Consider the following 22,506-nt stretch of genomic DNA (forward strand, 5'->3'; position numbering starts at 1 on the left):
CCTCAAGGATGAGCCGGGATGGGCCACACATACGCCGTTTCCGAATTTCGGTAAAGCGGAATATTTTCGCGCGCGCGGATTGACAGAGGGCGACAAAGGCACGCCGCGGACACGGTGGAGCGCCGGCGTATTCCGGGAAGGTGCGAGATGCCGGGCGAGCGACCCCGGATTTCGCCTGCGCTCCCTCCGGGCTACGATGCTAGCTTCCGAAATCCCGGGGGCTGAACGGCAGGTCGATCACCTTCCACTCCTGATACAGATTGGCCGGCAGCATCTTGTAGGGCTGGCAGCTCTGCAGCGCATTCATCGCGGACTTCACGATGGCCACGCCCTTCGCAGATGGCGGAGCTTCGATCAGGATCGGCTCGCGCGCCAGCGTGCCGTCGGTGGCGAACACGGCGCGCAGCTTGACATGGACGCTGTCGGTCGGCGCCACTCCGGCCGGCAGCTTGGCGCAGCTTCTCAAATGACGGCGAAGCTCCGCGATGATTTCGGGCGGAAGCTTCGCAGCAAACGAGTCCTTGGCGTCGCCGCCGTCGTCCTTGGGTGCGCCCTTCGGCTCCACCGGCAATTCGGGCGGCAGACCCAGCATGACGCCGTATTTCACGGTGACGTCCGGCTGCGGCAATGGATAAGCCGGCGGCGGCACAGTTTGCTGCTGCGGCATCGCCTGAGGTGGCGGCTGGGACTGCAGCTGCTGCGGCGGCGGTTGTTGAGTCAAGGGTTGTCGAGGCTGCGGTTGCACATCAGCCTCGCGCTGCTTCGGCAGCTGCGAGGGTTGCGGCTGTCTCTGCTGTGGCTCAGGCGAGGCCTGCGGCGACGGCGATGGCGCGGCGGCCTGCTGCTTGGCCGCAGCCTCTGACTTGTCGGTGAGATCCAGCTTCGGCAATCTCAGATCGGGAGTCGGCTCCGGCGGCTTCTCCTTCGCCTGTTCCTTCTGCTCGGCCTTGGCTTCCTCCTGCTTCACTTGCTCCGGCGTGACGATATCGACCGTCACCGTCTCGGGCGCGCCGGCCTGAAACGGATGGACTTCGCTGATCAGGATGATCAGTCCTACCAGGGTCAGATGCGCGATCGCCGACGCCGCAACGTCCGTCCGTATGATTGTCCGCAGTTCCATCGACCGATCTTGGATTGCCGCCCTGCTGTTAGCATACCGCGGTCTCCCCTCAATCCCATTTCGGTGCAAAGCCAAAGTCGGTCAGGCGTCCGCCGGGATTGGCGAGTGAGGCGATGCGGCCCATCTCGTCGTCCGAAAGCTCGAAATCGAAGACGTCGATGTTTTCCGACAGGCGTTCGACCCGCATGGTACGCGGGATCGCGGCGACATTCTGCTGCAAGAGCCAGCGCAGGCACACCTGCGCCGGCGTCTTGCGGTGGGCGCGGCCGATCTCCGCGAGGGTCTGGTCGGTCTTGATGCGCCCCTTGGCGATCGGGCTGTAGGCGACCAGTGCGAGGCCGTGCTGGTCGCAGGCCGCCCTCACCTTCGCCTGGTCGAGATAAGGGTGATATTCGACCTGGTTGCAGACGAGCGGCTCCGGCGATAGCGCCACCGCCTGCTCGATCAGCGCCACGGTGAAGTTGGAGACGCCGATGTGGCGGGTCAGCCCCATGGTCTTGGCGTGCGACAGCGCGCCCAGCGTCTCCGCGAGCGGCACGTGCGAATTGGGCCAGTGCAGCAGCAACAGATCGACGGAGGGAAGCCGCAACCGCGCGAGGCTCTCCTTGACCGAGCGTTCGAGATCGTTGGGCGCGAAATGGTTGGTCCACACCTTCGTGGTGAGGAAGACGTCATCGCGGCGCACGCCGGAGGCGCGCATGCCGTCGCCGACCTCGCGCTCATTGTCGTAGGCCTGGGCGGTGTCGATGTGGCGATAGCCGAGCCGCAGCGCCTGCTCGATCACGCGCGCCGCAGGCCTTCCGCTCAGCTCCCAGGTCCCGAGCCCGATCGCGGGGATTCTTGCCCCATTGGCCTCGACGAACAGCATGAGGAATCCTCTCTGTTGCGGCAGCCCCAGATGTCATTATGGACCCGGCTCATGACGCTGCCAACCAAAGCCGCAGCGACCCGGCCGAATATTCAGCACAATGCTAACGGGAGGTGTGCGTCAGACCTTGGCGAGCGCCTGGAACACCGTGTCCGGCGCGTGCGCGATCACGGCGAGGAGCGCGCGTGCCGGGCCTCGCGGGGCGCGCTTGCCCTGCTCCCAGTTGCGAATGGTTTCGACGGGCACGCCGAGCTTGGCGGCGAACTCCATCTGGGTCAGGCAGGCGCGGCGGCGCAAATCGCGCACCGCGAGCGGGCCGGTATCCCCGGGCGCGGCATTGACTGCGGACTGGACCGGAAATTCATGTCCGTCCCGCAATTCGACAATCCGCCCGTCCGCCTTCAGCCGCAACCGCATGCTCATTCCCCCAGTCGCACGCGATGATGCGTCAGGTCGCTTAAGTTCGGATTAAAAGGTCCTGCGCCCCGGACGCGGCGCGGCACGACCGGGACGACACGAGTGGCTGGCGCAGCTGTCCCATACTCCGTCATTGCGAGGAGCCCTTGCGACGAAGCAATCCAGATCGCGAAACCGGCAAGGATTCTGGATTGCTTCGCGGAGCCTGTCATCGGGCCGCGCTTCGCGCGGACCCGTTGGCTCGCAATGACGGGGAGAGAGCGAGTGGACGGTTACCTCAACCCGAACCAGAGCGTCGCTATTCCGAGGAAGGAGAAGAATCCGACGACATCCGTCACGGTCGTCACGAAGGTGCCGGAGGCGACCGCCGGATCGGCCCTGACACGTTCGAGCGCCATCGGGATCAGGATCCCGCCGAGCGCGCCGGCAATGAGGTTGCAGACCATTGCCAGCCCGATGACGATGCCGAGGCCAGGGATCTTGAACCAGGCGACCGCGGCGATGCCCGTGATCACGGCGAAGGCCAGGCCATTGACGAGACCGACCAGGGCCTCGCGCATCACCACGCGCCAGGCGTTGGAGGAGCCGAGCTCGCGCGTCGCCAGCGCCCGCACAGCTACCGTCATGGTCTGGGTCGCAGCATTGCCGCCCTGGCTCGCCACGATCGGCGCCAACACCGCAAGCGCCACCATCTTCTCCAGCTGCCCCTCGAACAGGCCCAGCACCGAGGACGCCAGGAACGCGGTGGCGAGGTTCACCAGCAGCCAGTTGAAGCGGCCACGCGCAATCGTCAGGAAGGTGTCCGACAATTCTTCGTCGCTGGTGACGCCGCCGAGCGCCTTGAGATCCTCGTCCGCCTCCTCCTCGATGACGTCGACGACGTCGTCGACCGTGATGACGCCGACGAGACGGTCCTGGGTGTCGAGCACGGGTGCAGCAACGAGGTTGTACTTGCCGAACATGCGCGCCACCTCCTCCTGGTCCTCCAGGACGGACACGCGGCGGCGGTCCTCGTCGGTGAGCTCGGTCAACGCCACCGGTCGGCGCGTGCGCAAGAGCACGTCGAGCGGCACGGCGCCCAGCCAGTGCTGGTCCTTGTCGACGACGTAGATCTCGTAGAAGCGGTCGGGCAGATCCGGCGTCTCGCGCATGTAGTCGATCGCCTGGCCGACGGTAAAATCCTGGGGCACGGCGATGAACTCGGTCTGCATCCGGCGGCCGGCGGAATTCTCCGGGTACAGCAGGCTGCGCTCGAGCGCGACGCGCTCCTTGAGCGGCAGCTTTTCGAGAATCTCCTCCTGCTCGGCCTCATCGAGGGTTTCCAGCAGCTCGACCGCGTCGTCCGACTCGAGCTCGCGGACGCCCTCGGCTACCGTTTCCGGCGGCAGTTCCTCGAGGATCTCCTCGCGGACGGCCTCGTCGACCTCATTCAATGCGGAGAAGTCGAAGTCGCGGCCCGTGAGCTCGACCAGGCGGACGCGGTCGTCCGGCTCAAGGGCGCCGATCAGATCGCCGAGATCGGCTTCGTGCAGCTCCGCGACGCAGGAACGCAGCGCCGCGCTGTTGCCGGCCTCGATCGCACGGGCAATTTCCTCGACGAATTCGTGACGAATCTCGCCGTCCTCATTGCGCATCGGCACGTGGTCGAGTACCGAATCCGAGGCGGATGGGGCAACGTCCATATGTTCATCCATGGCGCGCCTCGCCGTTTGACAGGTTGGAACGGGTGATCTGGGCTGACGGTTAGCCAATACCCACAAGGCAACTCCAAGCGCAATGACAAAGATGCTTCCACTGAAATGGACGTCGATGATGTCAGGTGCGGCGCTGGCCGCTCTCCTCGGCGTGAGCTCGCCTGAAGCCGCCGAGTGCCCGCGCAAGGACGCGCTCGGCACCTCGCGGGTTCTGAGCGTCGACGCCAAGACGTATCCGCGCGTCGGCTTGAAGAGCTTCCCTCAGACGCTGCCGCTGGCCGATCGCGAGGTCGTGCTGACCTTCGACGACGGGCCGAACCCGCCGACGACGCCGAAGGTGCTGGCGGCGCTGGCGCAGGAATGCGTGCGCGCGACCTTCTTCCTGATCGGCCGGCACGCCTCGCAATATCCCGACATGGTCAAGCGCATCGCACGCGAGGGCCACACCGTCGGCCACCACACCTGGTCGCACCCGTTCATGGCGCACATCCCGTTCGAGAAGGCGATGGCCGACATCGACCGCGGCATCGCTGCAGACGAGCTGGCGCTGCACGGCACCTCGACGACGACGCCCTCGACGCCGTTCTTCCGTTTTCCCTATTTCGAGTCGACGCAGGCACAGCTCGACCTGCTCCAGTCGCGTGGCATCGTCGTGTTCGGGGCCGATCTATGGGCCAGCGACTGGGAGGAGATGACGCCGGAGCAGCAATTGAAGCTCGTCACCGAGCGGCTTGCCGCAAGCGGAAGGGGCATCATCCTGTTTCACGACAACAAGGCGCGCACGGCTGCAATGATGCCGGCCTTTCTGCGGTATCTGAAGGAGAACGGTTATCGGGTGGTCCACGTCGTGCCGGCGGGCAAATCACAGAAGAACGCCGATGCGCGCTGATGCGGGAATGTCACGCAGGCGCAAAATGGGCTGATCCGGGCCCAATTAACACTCCGTTCATGCTACCGCGTGCAAAGATGGTCGGGCTAGTGCACCTGAACCATTTTGGGGCGTGTCCGACCTATTAAGGCGGCAAACGCGGATGAGGGCAGACCGGGTTCATGATCGGAAGTAGCGTTGTTCTGCGGACGCGATCGTGGACCGCCCGTGGCCTGTTCCTTGGCCTGTTATTTGGATTACTGACCACCGCTTCGCCGGAGGCACTTGCGGCCGACTGTCCCGGCAACCCGGATGCCCTCGGCACCTCCCGCACACTCGTGGTCGATCCGCGCGAGCATCCACTAATCGGCACCATGCAGTATCGCGAGACGCTGCCGTTGAAGGACCATGAAGTCGTTCTGACCTTCGATGACGGTCCGATCCCGAAATATTCCAACCAGGTGCTCAAGATCCTCGCCGACGAATGCATCAAGGCGACCTTCTTCATCGTCGGCAACCAGGCCAAGGCCAATCCGGAAGGCGTCCGCAAGCTGGTCGCGGCAGGCCACACCGTCGGCACCCACAGCATGGATCATCCGCTGACCTTCGACCGGATGCCGATCGAAAAGGCCGAGGCGGAGATCAACGGCGGGATCGAGTGGACGTCGGCTGCGATGACCGATCCGTCCCAGCTCGCGCCGTTCTTCCGCATTCCCGGCCTGATGCGCGCCGAGGGCGTCGAGAACCATCTGATCTCGCGCGGCATCCAGGTCTGGAGCGCCGATTTCCCGGCCGACGATTGGCGGCATGTGTCATCCGACCGCGTCTACCAGCTCGCGATCCAGCGGCTGGAGGCGAAGGGCAAGGGCATCCTGCTGCTGCACGACATCCAGGCCCGCACCGTGGCGGCGCTGCCGAAGATCATCCGCGACCTCAAGGCGCGCGGCTATCGCATCGTGCATGTGGTGCCCGCCACGCCCGACCGCCCGGCGACACCGACCACGCAAGTCGAATGGCTGCTGCGTCCGCCGACCGAAACGACGCCGATCGCGCGCTGGCCGCGCGTGCCACATTTCGTGTTCACGGAGACCCGGATGCTGCCGGCTCCCGTTCTGGCCGACCTCAATGCCCGGGCCGAGCATCAGCCGCTACTGCCGCGCCGGACGATGGCACAGGCCAATGTCGCGGCGACCCTGCCGGTGCCGGGCCGCGCGCTCTTCGCGATTCCGGAAGGTTCGGTCGAGGTGCTGCTGTCGACGACTCTTTCGCGGCGTGCCGCGACACGGCTGGCGACGGCCGCCCAGGCCTTTCATGCGGCCAAGGACAAGGCAGCGCAAGGCAAGCCAGCGAAGAAGCCGCAGCTACGGCGTACGGCTCATGCGGCGCCGGTGGCAACGGATCATGCCGCACAGCCCCTCGATATTGCACCCAAGAGCGCCGACACGAAGAGCGGAGGCCCCAAGGGCGCGGCCTCCAAGGGTACTGCGCCCCGTCCGACCCGCGTCGCCAGCCTGAAGAAGCGCGCTTAAGTCCTCACTGCCGCAGGATGGCGGCGACGCAGAGCAGCACGATCAGGGCCAGGAAGAACAGGTCCATATACGACTTGAGCTCGCCGTCGCGCCGCAGCCGCGCAACGTCGGCGACGACCTGCTTGCGCGTCATGGTTCCGCCTGAACCGTCATTGATGGGCGCCTGCAGGCGCCTGGTCTCGGCTTCCAGCTTCTCGATCTTCTGGAAGAAGTAGAACGCGCGCAGAGTCGAGGCCGAGCGCATGGCGGCATAGACCAGCACCAGGATCGCCAGGATCGCCCGGTTCGGGTACTTCTCCATGAAGTTCAGGCTGAAATAGACCACCGCCATGAAGGCGAAATTGGTGAGGAAGCGGTAGACGAAGCTGAGGAAGACCATGCTGGCTCGAACCTTGCGGGGCGCCACCCAACGGCGTTGCGATTTCGGGATCGGGACCCAGACCGGAACGGCCAGTCTGGAAGCGGCAGCGGCCCGTCTACGCCAAGTTCGTTTCAACAAAGATACGATCGCCCCGCAACTTCGCCTTTTAGCCGCACGCGGCCGCAAGGCAAGCCGAAGCATGACCAATCGGCGCGCCCCCGCAGCACGCCCGCAACCTCTCAATGGCGATTTGGCGGAAGTCGCGGTAAGCTGCGACCGCCACATGTGAGGTTCTTCCGATGCCGAAGAAGGGAATCACGGGCCACGACGACTGGGTTCTGACCGAGGCGCTCGCGACCGCCCTGGTCGCGCTGGAGCAGCTCGAGCCAAAGCACCAGCCGAACGCGCATATGGAGGATATCCGAAAGTTGCTCGCAAACGGCAAGGAGCCGGCGGCGGTGAGCCTGCACCTCGCCCAGGCCAAATGCCGTCTGTTTCCCGAGCTCGACCCGCTGCAGATCTACCGGGAATACGGCATCGGCGAGGAGTATGGCTGAGTGGCTCGCTTCAAGAGCCGCAAGTTCGACGCGGCGCGATGCTCTACTTTTGCGAGGTCTTCAGCAGCGGGCATTCGCTCTGGTCCAGGGGAAGATAGGCGTCCTCGGCACGGATAGTCTCGACGACGTCGTAGTAGTCCCAGGGGGCTTTTACGTCCGCAGGCTTTCTGACCTCGACCAGATGGAAATCGTGCACCAGCTTGTTGTCAGCGCGCAGCCGCGCGCCCGGCGCATAGAAATCGTCGACGGGCATCGACCGCATCTTCTCCAGGACAGCATTGGTTTCATCCGTGCCCGCGGCAGCCGCGGCCCGCAGATATTGCAGGACGGCCGAATAGACGGCGGCTTGTGGCGCGGTCGGCATGGCGTTGTGCAGCTTGTAGAATCTCTGGGCGAACGCCCGCGTCGCCTCGTTGAGGGCCCAATACCAGGCGGTGACCGTCGTGAGGCCCTTGGCGGTCTCGGCACCCATGGCGTGAACATCGGTCAGGAACATGAGCTCGGCGACGGCCTTCTGAGGCCCCGTATGCATTCCGAATTCGTTCCATTGCTTCATCGAGGTCACGAGCTGTTCGCCGGCATTGGCGAACGCGACCACCTTGGCCTTGGACGCCTGGGCCTGGAGCAGGAACGAGCTGTAATCCGCATTTCCCAAGGGATGAAAAACCGCGCCGAGCGACTTGGCGCCGGTCGCTGCGAGCACGCGCTGGGAGACATCCACCATGTTGCGTCCGAACGCATAGTCCGACGCGATGAAGAACCAGCTGTCGTATCCCTGCGAGACCAGCTTGCGAACCGAGCCGGCGACCAGATTGTAGTTGTCGTGCAACCACATCAGACCGGTGCGCGCGCATTGCTTGCCGCCGATGTCGGTGGTGCCGACCGCCGAGTAGATCACGATCTTGTTCTTGTCGCGCGCGATCGACTGGATGGCGAGCGCAACGGCGGAGTTTCCGACGTCGGCCACCATGTCGATGCCGTCCACGTCGAACCATTTGCGGACGATCTGGGCACCGATATCCGGCTTGTTCTGATGATCGGCAACGATGATGTCGACCTTGAGCCCGGGCGCGGCCTTCTGAAAGTCTTCGACCGCCATCTTCGCGGCGACGACGGAGCCCGGTCCGGCAAGATCCGACAAGGGTCCCGCCTGGTCGTTGATGATGCCGATCCGGATCGCGCCACCGGAAAAATCGGCGGCCTGGCCTCGTTCGGCGAATGCGACCGGACCCAGCGCCAGGATGAAACCGAAAGCCGACCGGCAAAGCCGGTTATGCCATGACCGTGACGCCCCTGCCCGATCCACCATCTTCCCCTCCGCTCTGACATCGCGACGATCGTCGCCGATGATTGCCCCGAAATCGCCGCGCTATCATTCCTGGCGGATAGCCTTCCTGACGAGCTCCAGCCGCCGCGCCTGCGCCGGCGCAACCCGTTCCTTCATCGCTGCGACGATCGCGGCCGGCGCCGTTTCCGGCGAGCCGGCCTGGAAAGGCGGCGCAGGATTGTATTCCATGCGCAGCTGGATCAATTCCGCAGCCGCGCGGCCCCTCAACATGGAGACCAGCGTGAGTGCAAAGTCGATGCCGGCGGTGATGCCGCCGCCCGTGATGCGGTTGCGGTCGATGCACACCCTCTCCCGCGACACCTCGGCCCCGAAGAAGGGCAAGGCGTCTGTCGCCGTCCAGTGCGTGGCCGCACGATATCCCTCGAGCAGGCCGGCCGCGCCGAGCACGAGCGAGCCGGTGCAGACCGACGTGACATACTGCGCCCTGCCCGCCTGCCGGCGCAGAAACGCGAGCACCTCCTCGTCCAGCATGAGTTCGTCGGTGCCGTAACCGCCGGGGACGCAGATCACGTCGAGCTGCGCGCAATCGGCGAAGGTGACGGTCGGCGTCAGCGCGATCACGGAATCGCTCGGCACGGGCTCGATGCGCTTCCAGATCAGATGCACCGTCGCGTCAGGCAGGCTGGAGAAGACTTGGGCAGGACCGGTGAGATCGAGCTGGGTAACGCGAGGAAAAACCAGAAGACCGATCTGCAACGGGTCCGACATAACCACCTCGACATCGCGCTTGACGATGCAAGCCTGCCATGTTGGCCTTATGGTCGGAAACGGCGTAATTCCCTCATTTTTGGACGCATCCATGATCGGCTTTCTGATCTTTCCCGAATTCCAGTTGCTGGATGCGGCCGGCCCCATCTCGGTGTTCGAGATCGCAAGACGCCACACGCGGAATGCACCGCGCGTGATCAATGTCGCGGCGAAGGCCGGTGCCGTGCGCAGCTCGTCGGGCACCGAGATGCTGGCGCGCAGCCTGCGATCGGCAAGCTCGGTCACGACGCTCTTCGTCGCCGGTGGTGAGGGCGTCGAAGCTGCGGCGCGCTGCAAGGCCACCATCGCCTTCATTCAACGGCTGGCGCGCCGCGGCGTGCGAATGGCCAGCGTTTGCTCCGGCGCATATCTGCTGGCCGAAGCCGGGGTCCTCGACGGACGCTGCGCAACGACGCATTGGTCCTGCACCCGCGACTTCATCGGGCGCTATCCGAAGGTCAGGCTCGAGCCGGACCAGATCTTCACGCGCGACGGCGGCGTATGGACGTCGGCCGGCATCACGGCCGGAATCGATCTGGCACTCGCCATGATCGCGGAGGACCATGGCGAGGAGATTTCGCAGGCAACCGCACGCCAGCTCGTGCTCTATCATCGCCGCAGCGGCGGGCAATCGCAGTTCTCGAGTCTGCTCGAGCTGAAGACGCCGAACGGCCGCTTCGGCAGCTTGTTGTCGTGGATGCGCGAGAATTTGGATGCACCGCTCACGGTCGAGACGCTGGCCGAGCGCGCGGGGCTGAGCTCCCGGCATTTCGTCCGCTCCTTCATCGCCGAAACCGGATCCACGCCGACAAAGGCGGTCGAGCGCTTGCGCGTCGAGGTGGCGCGCGAGCGGGTGCAGTCCTCCGGAGAGACGATCGAGCGTGTCGCGCGATCCACGGGTTTTCGCGACCCCGAGCGGATGCGCCGGGCCTTCATCCGAGCATTCGGTCAGCCGCCGCAGTCGTTGCGGCGCTCCGCACGAATGTTGTGAGGATGCAGGAAACCGGCTAGGGGCCGCCGGCGACCGATCCAGCGATCACCATGGCGAGCGCTCCCAGGTCGATCTTGCCGTTGACGGTCAGCTCCTCCGAGCCCTTCGCGTCTGCCGCGCCCTGGACCTGCAGCGATTGCGGCCGGTCAGCAGCCTGGCGCTTCAACTCGTCGACAATGGCTTCCTTGAGCTTCTCTTCCAGCATGGGCTCTTCCCTCGCGTCCGCCCAGTCAAGACGAAGGCGCGCACTTCGTTCCCTCAGGCCAGGCGCCGCGGCAGACTGTTGTGGATCGTGCAGGCGGCATTTGCAGCGTGCCCGAAGGCGACTGAGATCTGGTGCAGATCGGTGACGACGTCGCCAATGCCGTAGAGCCCCTCGATCGACGTGCGCTGATGATCGTCGACCTTCAGATGACCGTCCGAGGCGTGGTCGGCGCCCAGCGCCGTCGCGAGCTGAGAGCGGACCTCCGCGCCCATCGCAGGATAGACGATGTCGAACTGCGCGGTACGTCCGTCCGCGAAGTCCGCTCCAACGCCGCCCTCTCGTCGCGTCAGGCACAGGTCGGGCGCGAACACGATTCCGACACCCGCCTCGGACAGCTCCGACGTTGCGGCCTTCGGGTCGTCCGCGCCGGTCGCAAGCAGCGTCACGTCGCGCGCGTAGCCACGCAGGAAAAGCGCTTTGCCGGCCGCACGATCAAGCGGCCCGACGACGCCGATGCGGCGGCCTGCGGCCTCGAAAGCGTCGCAGATAGGGCAGTAGCGCAGGAGTCCGTCCGCGACCGCCGCGCGCCACTCCGCGAATGGCGGATGAGTATCGACGATGCCGCAGGCGAGAACCACGGTGGCCGCCTGATGCACGCGACCGTTCCACGTCGCTTCGAAACCGCATCGGTGCCGCTGCAATGCCGTGACCTCCGCTTCGACCCGTACGACGGCGAGATCATCGAGCTGGGCCGACATCCGTTCGATCAATTCGGTGCCGGACAGGCCGTGGACGAAGCCCGGGACGTTGTGACTGCGCGGGATCAGCGCCGCCCGGCTCGCGCCCGCGTCCACGACGCAGACGCTGCGGCGGAAACGCGCCAGATAGATCGCAGCCATCAGCCCGGCCGGGCCGCCGCCAACGATCAGGCATTCAAGTGGCGGTGCGCCGGTCATCTTTGATTTGGTCCGCAAGTCGATATCATTCGGCCAACCCGGGACGCAGCGCGCAGTTCCCACGGCTCTACTGGCGAGCAATCTCCTGCGGCGCATCGAATTTCGCGATCCGCTGATCAAGCCGCCACAGCTCGATGCGGTGGACCAGCACGAGCGCGGCCGCTTCGCGCTTGGCCTGCTCGTCGTCGTCGCAGACCAGATTGATGCATCCGAACACGTGCCCGTCCGGATCGATCTGGAACGCGCGGTAATGCTTGATGCTCCCCATCATGATCGTCCACGTCTTGGGGACACGGGTCCGCTCAGCCACTCTGTCAGGTTCGAGGTCACTTCGTTCTGCTTGGCGCGTCGCAGCAGCATCTCGCGTTCCCTGCCGGGTGGCAGGCTGCGCGCTCGTTCGCGGGCGTTCTCGGCGAATGCGGCCAGCCGCTCCTGAAGTGATTGGGTCTGTTTCCTGCGGTTACGTTTGGCGGTCATCGGGCTTTCACATTGGATTTGGGATTGAAGAAAGCTGGCCCGGCAGGAGGTTGGCGCCGGGCCCCAAGTCGCTTGTCAGTCAAAGGCGCTGCCGGTCGGGGCGGCCCAGTTCCGGAAGCGCGTTTGTAGCTTCCGCCGCGACTTCCGGTTCCAGCATTTCCATAAGTTAACGGCGCGAGATTTTGCCGAGGAGAAGGCTTGGCTCTCGGTCACCAGATACGGCGGAACCGAAATGCTGATTCGCATGTTCAAGAACGACTTGAAGGAGGATCATCATGGCAAAAGCAGCATGGAAACGGCCGGGCTCACCGATCGGCCGCAAGGGACCGCGCAAGGCAAATCCCGCGTACAAGCGTCGGGCGCGGCAGCCTTGGACTCCTGCGGACGTGAGCAAGCTTAAGCAGCTTGCGAAAGGCAACACGCCAACCGGCGTGATGAGCATCAAGCTTCAACGCCCGGTCGCGGCCATTCGGAGCAAGGCGCAACGCGAAGGAATTTCTCTGAGACCCGTCAACCGCCCGCCGTACAACCGGCGAACCAAAGCCGCGAAACGGCGCTGACCGACGCACCGCCGGGGCGACAACCGGACGCAACGGGGACGATGGACGTGGCGCTCATTTTCAGGTTTCTGCCCACGACATCAGCGCATCGTTACGCGCCGAGATCTAACCCGTTCCCGCCGCGTGCTGCGGGCATCCCGCCCTCAGTGAGGCGGCTGCAGGCCCGGTGACCGTAGCCATTCGCTCATCTGAGACCCCGTTTCCGCCTGACGCGCCTTGCGCAACGTGGCGTCCCGCGCCGCGCCGGGCGGAAGCGCCTTGGCTTCCTCGCGTAGCCGCTCAGCTTCCGCGGCCAAGCGCGTCTCTAAATTCTCGACTTGCTTGAATCGATGTCGCGTCATCAGGCGTTCTCCTGGGACTTGAGGCCGAGCGCGCCACTGCGTGCTGACGTCGATGAGGCGCCGGCCGTGCGGCCGTACGAGCAATCAACGTCGCGAGACGGACAAGGGTTGCGCATCCACACAAAAAGACCAGGGTCACGGTTTCTCGTTGTCCCGGTGCGCCTTGAGCTCGGAGCGAAGCATCGCGCTGTCCATGATCGCCAAACGCAAATCGTTCACGGTCTCGCGGTAGTGGTCCGCATCTCGCCTGTGCTGCTCCCGGAGGGAGCGGCTCTCTTCGATAGCGCGTGCGGAGCGTGCAAACAGGGCATCAGGCATCCCGCATCGTGCGACGAGTCTCGCTTGCGTTCTCTTGCATAGGTTACTCAAAGCGAGCCAATGGCTCAAAAAGCTCAAAGAACTAACCTAGATCAAGTGCTTGCAACAGGTGCGGCGCTTCTTCAACCAAGAGCCGGTGACCGGGATGCGAATTGCCAGGCGGCGCCCCGTTTCCGCTCGCCGAAACGCCACGGCTGGTATAAGGTCACTCCATCACCGGCTGAGGCTCTGCCCGTAGGCGCCGGTGGCTGAGAGACCAATGGTGCTCCCGCCTGCGTAACTCGGGGAGCGCCTGATGGCGAAGCAAATCCATTTTCCGTTGCAGTCGGACGAGAAGCACGTGGAGCAGGTTCGCGACGCCATTCGCGAGGCACGAAAAGCTCTGGAGCTTCCCCTGCCGGATACGTTTCTCGGCCGGAGAACTCACGAGCCCTTCCCAAACGGACAAGGTGATGATCACCAGGAGAGCAGCGTCGCAAAACGTGGTGACGTGTAAGGACGCTTCCGGCCGGACCAACTTGCGGCGACGAAACCCGCGCGAAGGACGCCGGGCTCATCGGGTCATTTCAGCCCCTCGATACAGTCGCAGATAACTCGGCGAGTACAACGCCGCGTTCTTGAGCGCATCAAGGTCCGGGATGGTCAGTGTCCGCTCGCGCAGCACGATCAACCCAGCCCCACGCAACTCCTGAAGTGTCCGATTGAGGTGAACCACGGACAGTCCCGTGGCATCCGCGAGATCCATTTGCGTCACGGGCATGATGCAGGAATTGCGGTCGATCATGCCCACGGGGCGGAGCCGCTCGAATATCTCACAGAACAGATTGGCCACGCGCTCGAGCGCGACACGACGGCCGAGATTGATGGCCCATTCGCGCTGGATTGCATTGTTGAGAAGCGTCTCGCACCAGAAAGCCTCAGACAGCGTCGGGTTTTTCGCCAGCAGGCTCTCGAAGCGAGCGCGCTTTATCTCGGCATAGACTACCGGCGTCAGGGTCATGATCGAATGGTCCATCTCGCCCAGCAGGTAGGCGTGCGCATCGCAGCTCTCGCCCGGGAAGATGAAGTTGACGATCTGGCGGCGGCCGTCCTCCAGCATCTTGTAGCGGCCAAGCCAGCCCGACAGCAGGACCCGGACGCTATCGACGGGATCACTCTCCGTTACCAGGTCTTCGCCCGAGCCGGCCCGCTGGAGACCGTCGAGAACGGCAAGTTCGAGCGATGCCCGAGCCTCGGTCGACAACGTCCTGAGCGCGCCCAGCCGGCGAACGACCGGCTCCAAAACGCTGCGATCGGCTGTCGACAACGGCATCAGAGGGCAACCACCGGTGTATGGAAGGCGCGCTTGCTCAGGGGAATGGCGATGGTGCATTGCAGCCCTAACGGATTGAACACCATCGTGGTCTGCCCCTTCAACTCGAACGCCAGCGTACGCTCCAGAAGCTCGGTACCGAATCCTTTCCGTGGCCTCGGGCTCACGGGTGGCCCGCCGCGCTCTCGCCATTCGAACAGCAGCTCCGCCGGCTCGATGCTCTCGTCCACACGCCAAGTTACCTCGATCCGCCCGCTGGGCTGGCTCAGGGCGCCGTATTTCAGAGCATTGGTGGCGAGCTCGTGGACCGCAAGCGCGAAAGTCTCTGCCGCCTTGGGCTGGAAGCGCACCTTCGGTCCCGAAACCCGCATCTGCTCGCCTTCCCGGGCATTGTAGGCAAGCAGCTCCTCGATCACGAGATATTCGAGATCGACGCCGCCTTCGGGATCTCGAGTCACGAGCGCCTGCGTGCGTGCAAAGGCGTTCAGCCGGCCATCGAGATGAGAGGCATACTCCTCCACGGTCGAACTCGTTTCCGCCGAGCGTCGCGCAATCGAGCGCACCACGCCGAGCGTGTTGCGAACGCGGTGCTGGAGCTCGGCCAGCAGCAGGCGCTGTCGCTCTTCGGCACGGGTGATTGCGGTAACGTCGATGAAGGTGAGGACGACGCCGGCGATGAAATTGTCGATGCTGCGATAGGGCAGGATGCGCACGATGTAGCGCGTGCCGCTGTCCGGCGCGCTCAGCTCGCGCTCGACGCTGGCGAGCGTGCGCAGCACCCGACGAATGTCATCATAGAGCTCCTCGATCGGCACGCGGGCCTTGATGTGACCGACGGGCCGGCCAGTGTCGGTCTCGACAAGGTGGAGGATCTGCGTAATCGCAGGCGTGAAGTTCATGACCCGCAGATCATTGTCGAGGAATACGGTCGCGATCTGCGTGCTTTCGAGGAAATTCTTCAGGTCGCTGGTAGCACGCGTCAATTCCTGGACGCGGTGGGCCAGTTCGCCGTTGACGGTCGTCAGTTCCTCGTTGACCGACTGCAATTCCTCACGCGAGGTCTCCAGCTCCTCGTTCGCGGACTGAAGCTCCTCGTTGAGCGACTGATATTCCTCGTTGGAGGATTTCAGCTCCTCGTTGGTGCTCTCGAGCTCCTCGATGGTCGCCTGAAGGCGCTCGCGCGTGGCGCGCAGGTCGTTTTCGAGGCGCTCCACCTGCTCGGTGCGCACCAACGCGTTGGTGCCGCTCTGATCGGCTTCGACGCTTCGCACCGGACCTTCCTTGAACAGAACGACGAAATTGCGCTGGTCCCCGCCGCCGTCCTGGATCGGCTCGACGGTGATGTCGACCAGAAGGCGTTGACCGTTCACTCCGAGTTGCACCTGCTCGGCATGGGCGGGCTCGTTCGTTTCGGCGGCGCTGCAGAGCGCGGTACGCAACTCCAGACGCAGATCGCGGTGCACGAGCTGAAGTAGGTCCAGCGTAGCAGCGCCTGCCATCGGCTCGATGTAGCGGCCGGTACGCCCCGAGAAATGCTGGACCTGGAAATTGTCGTCCGTAATGACATAGGCGAGCGCATAGCGCTCCGCGATGCGCTGCGCGCGCCGCTCCAGGCCGACGTCGGAGCCGAACGAGCGTATTGCCGGCACCTCGACCGGCACCCGGCCGGCCGCGGTCGTAATCGGAAATTCAGGCGGCAGCCGGGTTCCGGTCTCCAGCTTCTTGAAGATCCGGGCGCGACGGTCGACCGGCGCGAACAGCTTGGGGTGCCGGGTCACGTTCTCGGAATTGCCGAGGAATAGATAGCGCTCCGGCAGCAGCGCGAAATGAAACAGCGGGATGACCCGGTTCTGGAACTCGGCATTGAGATAGATGAGCAGGTTGCGGCACGAAACGAGGTCGAGCCTGGAGAACGGCGCATCCTTGATGACGTTGTGCTGCGAGAAGATGCACATCTCGCGCAGCTCCTTCACTACGCTATAAGTGTCGCCCTCGCGCACGAACCAGCGCGTCAGGCGTTCGCCGGTCATATCCGCCTCGATATTGGTGCGATAACGCCCGACGCGGGCGGTCGCAAGCGCGCGTCCATCGATGTCGGTGGCGAAGACCTGGACCTGCGGCACGGAATCCATGCGCGCCATATGCTCGCGCAGGAGAATAGCGATCGAATAGGCCTCCTCGCCCGTGGCGCAGCCGAGTACCCAGACGCGCACCTGCTGGCCCGCTCCCTTGCCCTCGAATATCTTCGGGATGATCTGGTCTTCCAGCACCTCGAACTCGCGCTTGTCCCGGAAGAATTCGGTGACACCGATCAGGAGGTCATTGAAGAGGTGCTGAGCCTCGTCGTTGTCGTTGCGCAGGAAATCGGCGTAAGCAGCGATGTCGTCGATCCGCACCACTTGCATGCGCCGCTGCACGCGGCGCAGAAAGGTGTTCTGCTTGTAGCCGTGGAAATCATTGCCGGTCCTGCTGCGCAGGATATCGGCGATGCGGAACAGCGAGGTCGCGGCGGTTGCCAGAACCTCGTCGAAGCCCTGCTTCTCGTCCAGTCGCCTGAGATGACGAGCATAGACCTGGATATGCTCCGGGATATCCTCCGGCGGCAGCACATAGTCGGCGATCGCGGCGGGCGTGTTGCCGTCGCGCAGGTGCTCAGGCTCATCAAGCCCTGCGACTTTCTCGGCGATGGCAAGACCGCCGTGGTCTTTCAGGGCCGCGGTGCCCAGCGTACCATCGCCGCCGGTGCCGGCCAGGACGACGCCGATCGATTGCTCGGCGCGCTCCTCCGCCAAGGAGACCAGGAAGCTGTCGATCGTTGCGCGCTCGCCGGGCGCCTGCTCTGCCTTGCGCAGCGCGAACCGGTTGCTCTGGATCGTGGTGATCATCGACGGCGGGCAGAGATAGACCGAGCCGCCTTCGATCGGGTGGCCGTCACTGATATCGGTGAGCTTGCCGCCATTGGACGCCTGCACGATCTCGCGCAATTGCCGCTCGTTGAAGGCTTCATGGTTCTGAAGCGCCAGCACGATCGCCTGATCGGATCCGATGGTCAGCCTGCTGAAGAAGCGCTCGATGCTGTCCAGGGCGCCGGGCGAGGCGCCCACCCCTATGATCAGCGGAGTCTTGATCTGGCGCTCTCCCTGGACCGGCTGGTCGCCGACGTCATGCATGGCTCTGGTGGCTCTCGTTCGCTCCGGGACCAATGGCGCCCCGGCCTCTGCAAATAACAGGAAACGATATTATCCCAACACATTAAACGCAAAAATGTCCCTGAACTTGGGGCGTCGTCAGCTCCGTTGCCGCGTCCAAACTCGCCGGCGCTAGCGGAGGAACCCGCAATGCCAATCTGGGAGGAGCTTGCCGATCTGATCAGGCGCGCCGATCGCGCCAACGCAGACGCCAGCCGCCTGCTGGCGGAGAACGAGCGCTGGCGCCAGTAGCGGAATGGCAGCTCAACGCCATATCCGAGCTGAGCACAGAGTTCAGGAGAGATGCCTTTGCGTGCTATCCCGCCGCGACCTCCTGGCGGAGATATTCGACCCGCTCCGCGATCAGAACACGGTGCCGCTCCCACTCCACCACGGTTTGCTTGAGCAGGCTGACCAGCCGCTCCGCCTGGCACGTATCGTGGCCGCCAGCCATGAGCTCACGAACCCGATCTTCCTGATCGTGGATGCGCCGCCAGCCCTCCTCGATGTCCTGATCGGCCTTCACCAGCAGACCTCGCTCGGCTTCGAGCTGTGCGGTGCGTTCGGCAAGGGAGACGGCCATAGCAAGCCTTCAAGCTTCCCGTTCGCCGTTGGGACGGTCGAGCGACTTCAGCACGACGCGCCGGATCATGTCGGCGTATTCGCGATATTCGACCGCCCTGGCCTCGTACATCTCGGCCACGGCAGCGCGACCGCTGCGCCGACCATCGGCTGCCATCCGCTGCACCAGTTCTGCCCGCTCCTCGATGATCCGCAGCGCCACGCGCAGGGCTTCGTCGACGCGTCCCTCCTGCTCCTTGGCGAGCGCATCGGCCGTGAAGCCGTGACCGACCTGGCAGCGGAAGCGCATGGGGCGCGCGTCCTTGACTTTCGAAAGCACGCCACCGCACGCCGGGCAGGTCAGCCCGACAGGGTCCGCAACCGCGACCAGATTGTCGCTGCCGATGCGCTCCCCGGCCGCGATCTCGACCTCGAGCCTGATCTCGGGCGGGATGGCCAGGGCGGCGCCGGCCGGCTCCCTGACGAGTTCGGACAGCACGTCACCCATTGTGGCGCCGGGAACGCAGAGGTCGACCGTCGTCGCTTCCATTGCGCACCGCGGCATCTCCTCTGAGATTGCGTCCGCGGGGTCCTGCACCACGGCCATCCCCCCGCAGCGTTTGATGGCGTTGAGGCCGGCCGCGCCATCCGACAACAGTCCGCTCAGGAGCACGCCGATCACGCGCGGTCCGTGGTAGAGGGCAGCGGAGCGAAACAGGGCGTCGATCGCGGGCCGCACCATGTTTTCGCGCGGTCCGCGGCCGAGGAAAATGTGATCCCCGGACAGCAGCAGATGATGGTCCGGCGCGGCAAGATAGATCCGGCCCGGCGCGATCTTCATGTCGTTCTGTGCCTGGCGCACGGGAAGCGGCCCGGCTCTGCTGGCAACGGTGGAGAGAATGCCGATGCCTTGCGCCGGGATGTGCAGCACGACGAAAACGGCGGCCGGCAAGTCGGCGGGCAGACGGCCCAAAATCTGCTTCAGTGGCGCAGTGGCTCCCGCCGAGCCCCCGATGACTATGATGTCACGGTTGCTCATGGAACTCGCCTCCGATTGCATCGTTTGCAGTTTGCACCAAGGCGGAGCGCCGTTTTATGTTCCTAGGAGGTTGACAGCATGACGGCATGGTCGCACCGGGGCGCACCGCTCGCGGGGCGTCGCATTTTCGTGGTCGAGGACGAGTATTTCCTCGCCGATGACATCGGCAAGACATTCCGGGCAATGGGCGCGGAGATCGCGGGGCCCTTCGGTGATTTCGAGGACGCGCTCAGGGTCCTGCGCGACGGCAGCGTCCTGGATGCCGCCGTGCTCGACGTCAACATCCGCAGCGAGATGGTCTTTCCGATCGCCCGCGAATTGAGAGCGCGAAACGTCCCGTTCGTCTTCACCACGGGGTACGACAAAGTCGCGCTCGGTCCGGAGTTTCAGGACGTGCCGCTGATGGAAAAGCCGATCGATCTTCCCGCGATGGCGCAGAAGCTGACTGGGCTCATCGCGGAGCCCAGGGTGTGACCAAGCACGAGGCGTGTCATTTGGCCTGCATCGCAGCACAAGAATAGAAGGAAGCTCGATCTGCGCAGCTCGCTCGCGCCGTCGACCGGAAAAGCCCGCGGCCCCGAGTCCGCCGACCTACGATCAGAACAAATGCGCGAAGGCAAGCCAGGCCGTCACGACCAGGCACAGGATGACTGCGGCGTAAGGTAGCGCGACGCGCAAGGCGGCAACCTCCCCAAGTCAGCTCATCATCATCCAGACGAGCGCCGCCAGCATCACGAGGAAACCCGTGATAGCGGTCGCGATAAAGGCCAGTTCAACACGATTCATAGCCATCGCTGCCCCCTTTCTCCATCGGTCAAAATGTGACCGCTACCGGACCGCTGCGCATTAAGCTGTGTGAATCGTCTCTCCCTACCTGAACGAATTCGAGACTGCCGCCGCGGCGAACGCCGCCAAAGCGCGCACGAAACCTATGACTTTGCCGTGCCCGGCTCCGCCATCTTGCGGTGCTGCTTGGCCAGCATCTCGTTTGGTGTGACGTTGGCGACCGTGGTCTGGATCTTGTTCTTCATCCCGGCGACGACGTCGGCCTGCCCGCGCATCATCGCATCGAAGCCGACCTTGGCGACATCGTAGGCGCCGTCCTTCTTTTCGGTGCCGACCTTAGTGTCCATCATCTCGGCGCGGCGGAAGAACTCGGTCTCTGTCGGACCCGGCATCAGGCAGGTGACGGTGACGCCGCTGTCCCGCAGCTCCTCGCGCAGGGCGAACGAGAATGAATCGAGGAATGCCTTGCTGCCGTTGTAGGCGGCCTGGAAACTCCCGGGCATAAAGCCGGCAATCGAGCCGGTGATCAGGATGCGGCCGGCATTGCGGCGGAGCATCCCGTTGCCGACGCGGTGGATCAGATACAGCGTGCCGGTGATGTTGGTGTCGATGAGGTGCTTCACCCTGGCAAAGTCCTGGTCGAGAAAGGCCTTGCCCAGGCCGACCCCGGCATTGGCCAGCAACGCATCGATCGGCCGGTCGCCGACGGCTGCGCACAGCTTGTCGACACCCTCGGTCGTAGCGAGATCGGCCTCGACAGGCTCCACGCTTCCACCGAGGCGGCGCAGATCGACGGCCACCCGCTCGATCTGCGGTTCGTCCGCGGCGACGACGAGGTTAAAACCTGCCTGGGCACAGCATCTTGCGAGTTCCAAGCCGATACCGGTTGAGGCGCCTGTGACGATGGCGAGTTGATTGGCGGGCATGCGCACATTCCTAGAATCGAGGTGATGACCTCCAATCGCTGCCCTGCCCTCTCGTTCCTATTTTGCGCAGTGCGAATAATTTGCGCGGGACGATAGCAACCATCGTTCATTCCCGGACTTAGAAGCCAGCTGGTTCAAACGGGAGGACGGAGATGAAGGCGCTGGTCTGGCACGGCAAGGAGGACATCCGGTGCGACACCGTCACCGACCCGGAGATCCAGGACCCGCGCGACGCCATCATCAAGGTCACGAGCTGCGCCATCTGCGGCTCCGACCTTCATCTCTTCCATAACTTCATTCCCGGCATGCTGCCCGGCGACATCATGGGCCACGAGACCATGGGCGAAGTGGTCGAGGTCGGCTCGGGCGTCAACGGCAAGCTGAAGAAGGGCGACCGCGTCGTCGTGCCCTTCACGATCATTTGCGGCGAATGCGACCAGTGCAAGCGCGGTAATTTTTCAGTTTGCGAGACCACCAACCGCAAGCGTCATTTGGCGGACAAGGTGTTCGGCCACACCACCGCGGGCCTGTTCGGCTACACGCATCTGACCGGCGGCTATCCGGGCGGCCAGGCCGAATATCTGCGCGTGCCCTTCGCCGATGCCACCCACATCAAGGTGCCCGCGGGAATCCCCGACGAGCAATTGCTGTTCCTCAGCGATATCTTCCCGACCGGCTGGCAGGCCGCCGTGCAATGCGACATCGAGCCGACCGACACGGTCGCGATCTGGGGCTGCGGCCCGGTCGGCCAGATGGCGATCCGCAGCGCCCTCCTGCTCGGCGCCAACCAGGTGATCGCGATCGACTGCCTGCCTGAGCGGCTCAGCATGGCGGAAGCCGGCGGCGCCACCACGATCAACTTCGAGACCGAAAGCGTGGTGGAGCGGCTCCAGGAATTGACCGACGGCAAGGGGCCGGAAAAGTGCATCGACTGCGTCGGCATGGAATCGCACGTGATGCCGTCCCTGCCCGACACGCTACTCGACCGCGCCAAGCAGATGGTCATGGCCGAGAGCGATCGGCCGCACGTGCTGCGCGAGATGATCTATGTCTGCAGGCCGGGCGGCATCATCTCGGTGGCAGGCGTGTACAGCGGTCTGTCCGACATGCTTCCGATGGGGGCGTTCATGAACAAGGGCCTGACGATGCGGACCGGCCAGACCCACGTCAACCGCTGGACCGACGACCTGCTCCGCCGCATCGAAGAAGGCGAAATCGATCCGTCCTTCGTCATCACCCATACCGTCCCACTCAGCCAGGGACCGGAGATGTACCAGGTGTTCCGCGACAAGCGTGATTCCTGCGTCAAGGTCGTGCTGAAGCCCTGAGGAGCAGAC

General features: G+C 64.4%; 25 protein-coding genes. 8 read left to right on the plus strand and 17 right to left on the minus strand.

Translation table 11 applies throughout. The features are described 5' to 3' along the window. Positions 1-199: 199 nt before the first annotated feature. From K408_RS0132900 to mgtE, 4 genes are all read right to left on the minus strand, one after another. A complete protein-coding gene (locus tag K408_RS0132900; protein ID WP_024342901.1) occupies positions 200-1,120 on the minus strand; it encodes a hypothetical protein in 921 nt (306 codons plus the stop codon). 49 nt (positions 1,121-1,169) lie between these two features. Further along, positions 1,170-1,988: an aldo/keto reductase gene (locus K408_RS0132905; RefSeq protein WP_024342900.1), complete on the minus strand. Its 819-nt coding sequence runs from the start codon at positions 1,986-1,988 to the stop codon at positions 1,170-1,172. A 120-nt stretch (positions 1,989-2,108) separates the two neighbouring features. Next, the gene (locus tag K408_RS0132910) at positions 2,109-2,411 is read right to left on the minus strand and encodes a helix-turn-helix domain-containing protein (protein WP_024342899.1); all 303 of its coding nucleotides are present in this window, start codon (positions 2,409-2,411) and stop codon (positions 2,109-2,111) included. A gap of 266 nt (positions 2,412-2,677) precedes the next feature. Next, positions 2,678-4,099 carry a magnesium transporter gene (gene mgtE, locus K408_RS0132915; RefSeq protein WP_024342898.1) on the minus strand — a complete coding sequence of 474 codons (1,422 nt, stop codon included), beginning with the start codon at positions 4,097-4,099 and terminating at the stop codon, positions 2,678-2,680. Positions 4,100-4,181: 82 nt separating this feature from the next. Between mgtE and K408_RS0132920 the strand changes: the two genes are divergently transcribed. Both K408_RS0132920 and K408_RS0132925 read left to right on the plus strand, forming a co-directional pair. Continuing rightward, positions 4,182-4,988, plus strand: a complete 807-nt coding sequence (locus tag K408_RS0132920) for a polysaccharide deacetylase family protein (RefSeq protein WP_155248762.1) — start codon at positions 4,182-4,184, stop codon at positions 4,986-4,988. A 161-nt stretch (positions 4,989-5,149) separates the two neighbouring features. Then, positions 5,150-6,496 carry a polysaccharide deacetylase family protein gene (locus K408_RS0132925; RefSeq protein ID WP_024342896.1) on the plus strand — a complete coding sequence of 449 codons (1,347 nt, stop codon included), beginning with the start codon at positions 5,150-5,152 and terminating at the stop codon, positions 6,494-6,496. 4 nt (positions 6,497-6,500) lie between these two features. Here K408_RS0132925 and K408_RS0132930 read toward each other — a convergent pair whose 3' ends face one another. Next, a complete protein-coding gene (locus tag K408_RS0132930; RefSeq protein ID WP_024342895.1) occupies positions 6,501-6,875 on the minus strand; it encodes a hypothetical protein in 375 nt (124 codons plus the stop codon). Positions 6,876-7,156: 281 nt separating this feature from the next. Here K408_RS0132930 and K408_RS42990 point away from each other — a divergent pair, with 281 nt between their 5' ends. Further along, entirely contained in the window at positions 7,157-7,414 is a 258-nt protein-coding gene (locus K408_RS42990; RefSeq protein WP_024342894.1) for a hypothetical protein, read from the plus strand. Between the two features lie 43 nt (positions 7,415-7,457). Here K408_RS42990 and K408_RS0132940 read toward each other — a convergent pair whose 3' ends face one another. Continuing rightward, a complete protein-coding gene (locus K408_RS0132940; protein ID WP_024342893.1) occupies positions 7,458-8,723 on the minus strand; it encodes an ABC transporter substrate-binding protein in 1,266 nt (421 codons plus the stop codon). Between the two features lie 63 nt (positions 8,724-8,786). Continuing rightward, entirely contained in the window at positions 8,787-9,470 is a 684-nt protein-coding gene (locus tag K408_RS0132945; RefSeq protein ID WP_024342892.1) for a DJ-1/PfpI family protein, read from the minus strand. 91 nt (positions 9,471-9,561) lie between these two features. Here K408_RS0132945 and K408_RS0132950 point away from each other — a divergent pair, with 91 nt between their 5' ends. Beyond that, entirely contained in the window at positions 9,562-10,500 is a 939-nt protein-coding gene (locus K408_RS0132950) for a GlxA family transcriptional regulator (protein WP_024342891.1), read from the plus strand. A 16-nt stretch (positions 10,501-10,516) separates the two neighbouring features. Here K408_RS0132950 and K408_RS0132955 read toward each other — a convergent pair whose 3' ends face one another. The 4 genes from K408_RS0132955 to K408_RS39425 form a co-directional block, all read right to left on the minus strand. Beyond that, on the minus strand, positions 10,517-10,705 hold the full coding sequence (locus tag K408_RS0132955) for a hypothetical protein (RefSeq protein ID WP_024342890.1): 189 nt from the start codon (positions 10,703-10,705) through the stop codon (positions 10,517-10,519). Between the two features lie 53 nt (positions 10,706-10,758). Beyond that, the gene (locus K408_RS0132960) at positions 10,759-11,661 is read right to left on the minus strand and encodes an NAD(P)/FAD-dependent oxidoreductase (RefSeq protein ID WP_024342889.1); all 903 of its coding nucleotides are present in this window, start codon (positions 11,659-11,661) and stop codon (positions 10,759-10,761) included. Between the two features lie 67 nt (positions 11,662-11,728). Continuing rightward, complete coding sequence (locus K408_RS0132965; RefSeq protein WP_230646649.1) at positions 11,729-11,932, minus strand: hypothetical protein; 204 nt, start codon at positions 11,930-11,932, stop codon at positions 11,729-11,731. After that, positions 11,929-12,138 (minus strand): hypothetical protein, encoded by a 210-nt coding sequence (locus tag K408_RS39425; protein ID WP_035698769.1) that lies wholly within the window; start codon positions 12,136-12,138, stop codon positions 11,929-11,931. The genes K408_RS0132965 and K408_RS39425 overlap by 4 nt, the downstream gene beginning before the upstream one ends. A 275-nt stretch (positions 12,139-12,413) precedes the next feature. On the opposite strand from K408_RS39425, the gene K408_RS41515 reads away from it, so the two are divergent. Further along, entirely contained in the window at positions 12,414-12,698 is a 285-nt protein-coding gene (locus K408_RS41515) for a hypothetical protein (RefSeq protein WP_080654984.1), read from the plus strand. 476 nt (positions 12,699-13,174) lie between these two features. Here the strand turns inward: K408_RS41515 and K408_RS0132980 are convergent, their stop codons facing one another. Continuing rightward, the gene (locus K408_RS0132980) at positions 13,175-13,357 is read right to left on the minus strand and encodes a hypothetical protein (RefSeq protein WP_024342886.1); all 183 of its coding nucleotides are present in this window, start codon (positions 13,355-13,357) and stop codon (positions 13,175-13,177) included. A gap of 295 nt (positions 13,358-13,652) precedes the next feature. Here K408_RS0132980 and K408_RS42405 point away from each other — a divergent pair, with 295 nt between their 5' ends. Beyond that, positions 13,653-13,853 carry a hypothetical protein gene (locus tag K408_RS42405; RefSeq protein ID WP_155248761.1) on the plus strand — a complete coding sequence of 67 codons (201 nt, stop codon included), beginning with the start codon at positions 13,653-13,655 and terminating at the stop codon, positions 13,851-13,853. Positions 13,854-13,910: 57 nt separating this feature from the next. On the opposite strand, the gene K408_RS0132990 is transcribed toward K408_RS42405, so the two are convergent. From K408_RS0132990 to K408_RS0133010, 4 genes are all read right to left on the minus strand, one after another. Further along, positions 13,911-14,669: a Crp/Fnr family transcriptional regulator gene (locus K408_RS0132990; protein WP_024342884.1), complete on the minus strand. Its 759-nt coding sequence runs from the start codon at positions 14,667-14,669 to the stop codon at positions 13,911-13,913. After that, entirely contained in the window at positions 14,669-17,839 is a 3,171-nt protein-coding gene (locus K408_RS0132995) for a CheR family methyltransferase (protein WP_024342883.1), read from the minus strand. The genes K408_RS0132990 and K408_RS0132995 overlap by 1 nt, the downstream gene beginning before the upstream one ends. Positions 17,840-18,173: 334 nt before the next feature. Further along, positions 18,174-18,440, minus strand: a complete 267-nt coding sequence (locus K408_RS0133005; protein WP_024342882.1) for a hypothetical protein — start codon at positions 18,438-18,440, stop codon at positions 18,174-18,176. A gap of 9 nt (positions 18,441-18,449) precedes the next feature. Beyond that, the gene (locus K408_RS0133010; RefSeq protein ID WP_024342881.1) at positions 18,450-19,457 is read right to left on the minus strand and encodes a chemotaxis protein CheB; all 1,008 of its coding nucleotides are present in this window, start codon (positions 19,455-19,457) and stop codon (positions 18,450-18,452) included. Positions 19,458-19,535: 78 nt separating this feature from the next. Here K408_RS0133010 and K408_RS0133015 point away from each other — a divergent pair, with 78 nt between their 5' ends. Further along, positions 19,536-19,931, plus strand: coding sequence for a response regulator (locus K408_RS0133015; protein ID WP_028146105.1), 396 nt, complete (start codon positions 19,536-19,538; stop codon positions 19,929-19,931). A 455-nt stretch (positions 19,932-20,386) separates the two neighbouring features. Here the strand turns inward: K408_RS0133015 and K408_RS0133025 are convergent, their stop codons facing one another. Continuing rightward, entirely contained in the window at positions 20,387-21,169 is a 783-nt protein-coding gene (locus tag K408_RS0133025; protein WP_024342879.1) for an SDR family NAD(P)-dependent oxidoreductase, read from the minus strand. Between the two features lie 152 nt (positions 21,170-21,321). Between K408_RS0133025 and K408_RS0133030 the strand changes: the two genes are divergently transcribed. Beyond that, complete coding sequence (locus tag K408_RS0133030; RefSeq protein WP_024342878.1) at positions 21,322-22,497, plus strand: zinc-dependent alcohol dehydrogenase; 1,176 nt, start codon at positions 21,322-21,324, stop codon at positions 22,495-22,497. Positions 22,498-22,506: the final 9 nt, after the last annotated feature.

It is taken from the genome of Bradyrhizobium sp. in8p8, from assembly GCF_000426845.1.
GTDB lineage: Bacteria > Pseudomonadota > Alphaproteobacteria > Rhizobiales > Xanthobacteraceae > Bradyrhizobium > Bradyrhizobium japonicum_C.

Bases quoted from the DNA above. Each gene is read 5' to 3' on its own strand.
- K408_RS0132900 (WP_024342901.1), bottom strand. From the start codon at position 1,120: ATGGAACTGCGGACAATCATACGGACGGACGTTGCGGCGTCGGCGATC.
- K408_RS0132905 (WP_024342900.1), bottom strand. From the start codon at position 1,988: ATGCTGTTCGTCGAGGCCAATGGGGCAAGAATCCCCGCGATCGGGCTC.
- K408_RS0132910 (WP_024342899.1), bottom strand. From the start codon at position 2,411: ATGAGCATGCGGTTGCGGCTGAAGGCGGACGGGCGGATTGTCGAATTG.
- mgtE (WP_024342898.1), bottom strand. From the start codon at position 4,099: ATGGATGAACATATGGACGTTGCCCCATCCGCCTCGGATTCGGTACTC.
- K408_RS0132920 (WP_155248762.1), top strand. From the start codon at position 4,182: ATGACAAAGATGCTTCCACTGAAATGGACGTCGATGATGTCAGGTGCG.
- K408_RS0132925 (WP_024342896.1), top strand. From the start codon at position 5,150: ATGATCGGAAGTAGCGTTGTTCTGCGGACGCGATCGTGGACCGCCCGT.
- K408_RS0132930 (WP_024342895.1), bottom strand. From the start codon at position 6,875: ATGGTCTTCCTCAGCTTCGTCTACCGCTTCCTCACCAATTTCGCCTTC.
- K408_RS42990 (WP_024342894.1), top strand. From the start codon at position 7,157: ATGCCGAAGAAGGGAATCACGGGCCACGACGACTGGGTTCTGACCGAG.
- K408_RS0132940 (WP_024342893.1), bottom strand. From the start codon at position 8,723: ATGGTGGATCGGGCAGGGGCGTCACGGTCATGGCATAACCGGCTTTGC.
- K408_RS0132945 (WP_024342892.1), bottom strand. From the start codon at position 9,470: ATGTCGGACCCGTTGCAGATCGGTCTTCTGGTTTTTCCTCGCGTTACC.
- K408_RS0132950 (WP_024342891.1), top strand. From the start codon at position 9,562: ATGATCGGCTTTCTGATCTTTCCCGAATTCCAGTTGCTGGATGCGGCC.
- K408_RS0132955 (WP_024342890.1), bottom strand. From the start codon at position 10,705: ATGCTGGAAGAGAAGCTCAAGGAAGCCATTGTCGACGAGTTGAAGCGC.
- K408_RS0132960 (WP_024342889.1), bottom strand. From the start codon at position 11,661: ATGACCGGCGCACCGCCACTTGAATGCCTGATCGTTGGCGGCGGCCCG.
- K408_RS0132965 (WP_230646649.1), bottom strand. From the start codon at position 11,932: ATGATGGGGAGCATCAAGCATTACCGCGCGTTCCAGATCGATCCGGAC.
- K408_RS39425 (WP_035698769.1), bottom strand. From the start codon at position 12,138: ATGACCGCCAAACGTAACCGCAGGAAACAGACCCAATCACTTCAGGAG.
- K408_RS41515 (WP_080654984.1), top strand. From the start codon at position 12,414: ATGGCAAAAGCAGCATGGAAACGGCCGGGCTCACCGATCGGCCGCAAG.
- K408_RS0132980 (WP_024342886.1), bottom strand. From the start codon at position 13,357: ATGCCTGATGCCCTGTTTGCACGCTCCGCACGCGCTATCGAAGAGAGC.
- K408_RS42405 (WP_155248761.1), top strand. From the start codon at position 13,653: ATGGCGAAGCAAATCCATTTTCCGTTGCAGTCGGACGAGAAGCACGTG.
- K408_RS0132990 (WP_024342884.1), bottom strand. From the start codon at position 14,669: ATGCCGTTGTCGACAGCCGATCGCAGCGTTTTGGAGCCGGTCGTTCGC.
- K408_RS0132995 (WP_024342883.1), bottom strand. From the start codon at position 17,839: ATGCATGACGTCGGCGACCAGCCGGTCCAGGGAGAGCGCCAGATCAAG.
- K408_RS0133005 (WP_024342882.1), bottom strand. From the start codon at position 18,440: ATGGCCGTCTCCCTTGCCGAACGCACCGCACAGCTCGAAGCCGAGCGA.
- K408_RS0133010 (WP_024342881.1), bottom strand. From the start codon at position 19,457: ATGAGCAACCGTGACATCATAGTCATCGGGGGCTCGGCGGGAGCCACT.
- K408_RS0133015 (WP_028146105.1), top strand. From the start codon at position 19,536: ATGACGGCATGGTCGCACCGGGGCGCACCGCTCGCGGGGCGTCGCATT.
- K408_RS0133025 (WP_024342879.1), bottom strand. From the start codon at position 21,169: ATGCCCGCCAATCAACTCGCCATCGTCACAGGCGCCTCAACCGGTATC.
- K408_RS0133030 (WP_024342878.1), top strand. From the start codon at position 21,322: ATGAAGGCGCTGGTCTGGCACGGCAAGGAGGACATCCGGTGCGACACC.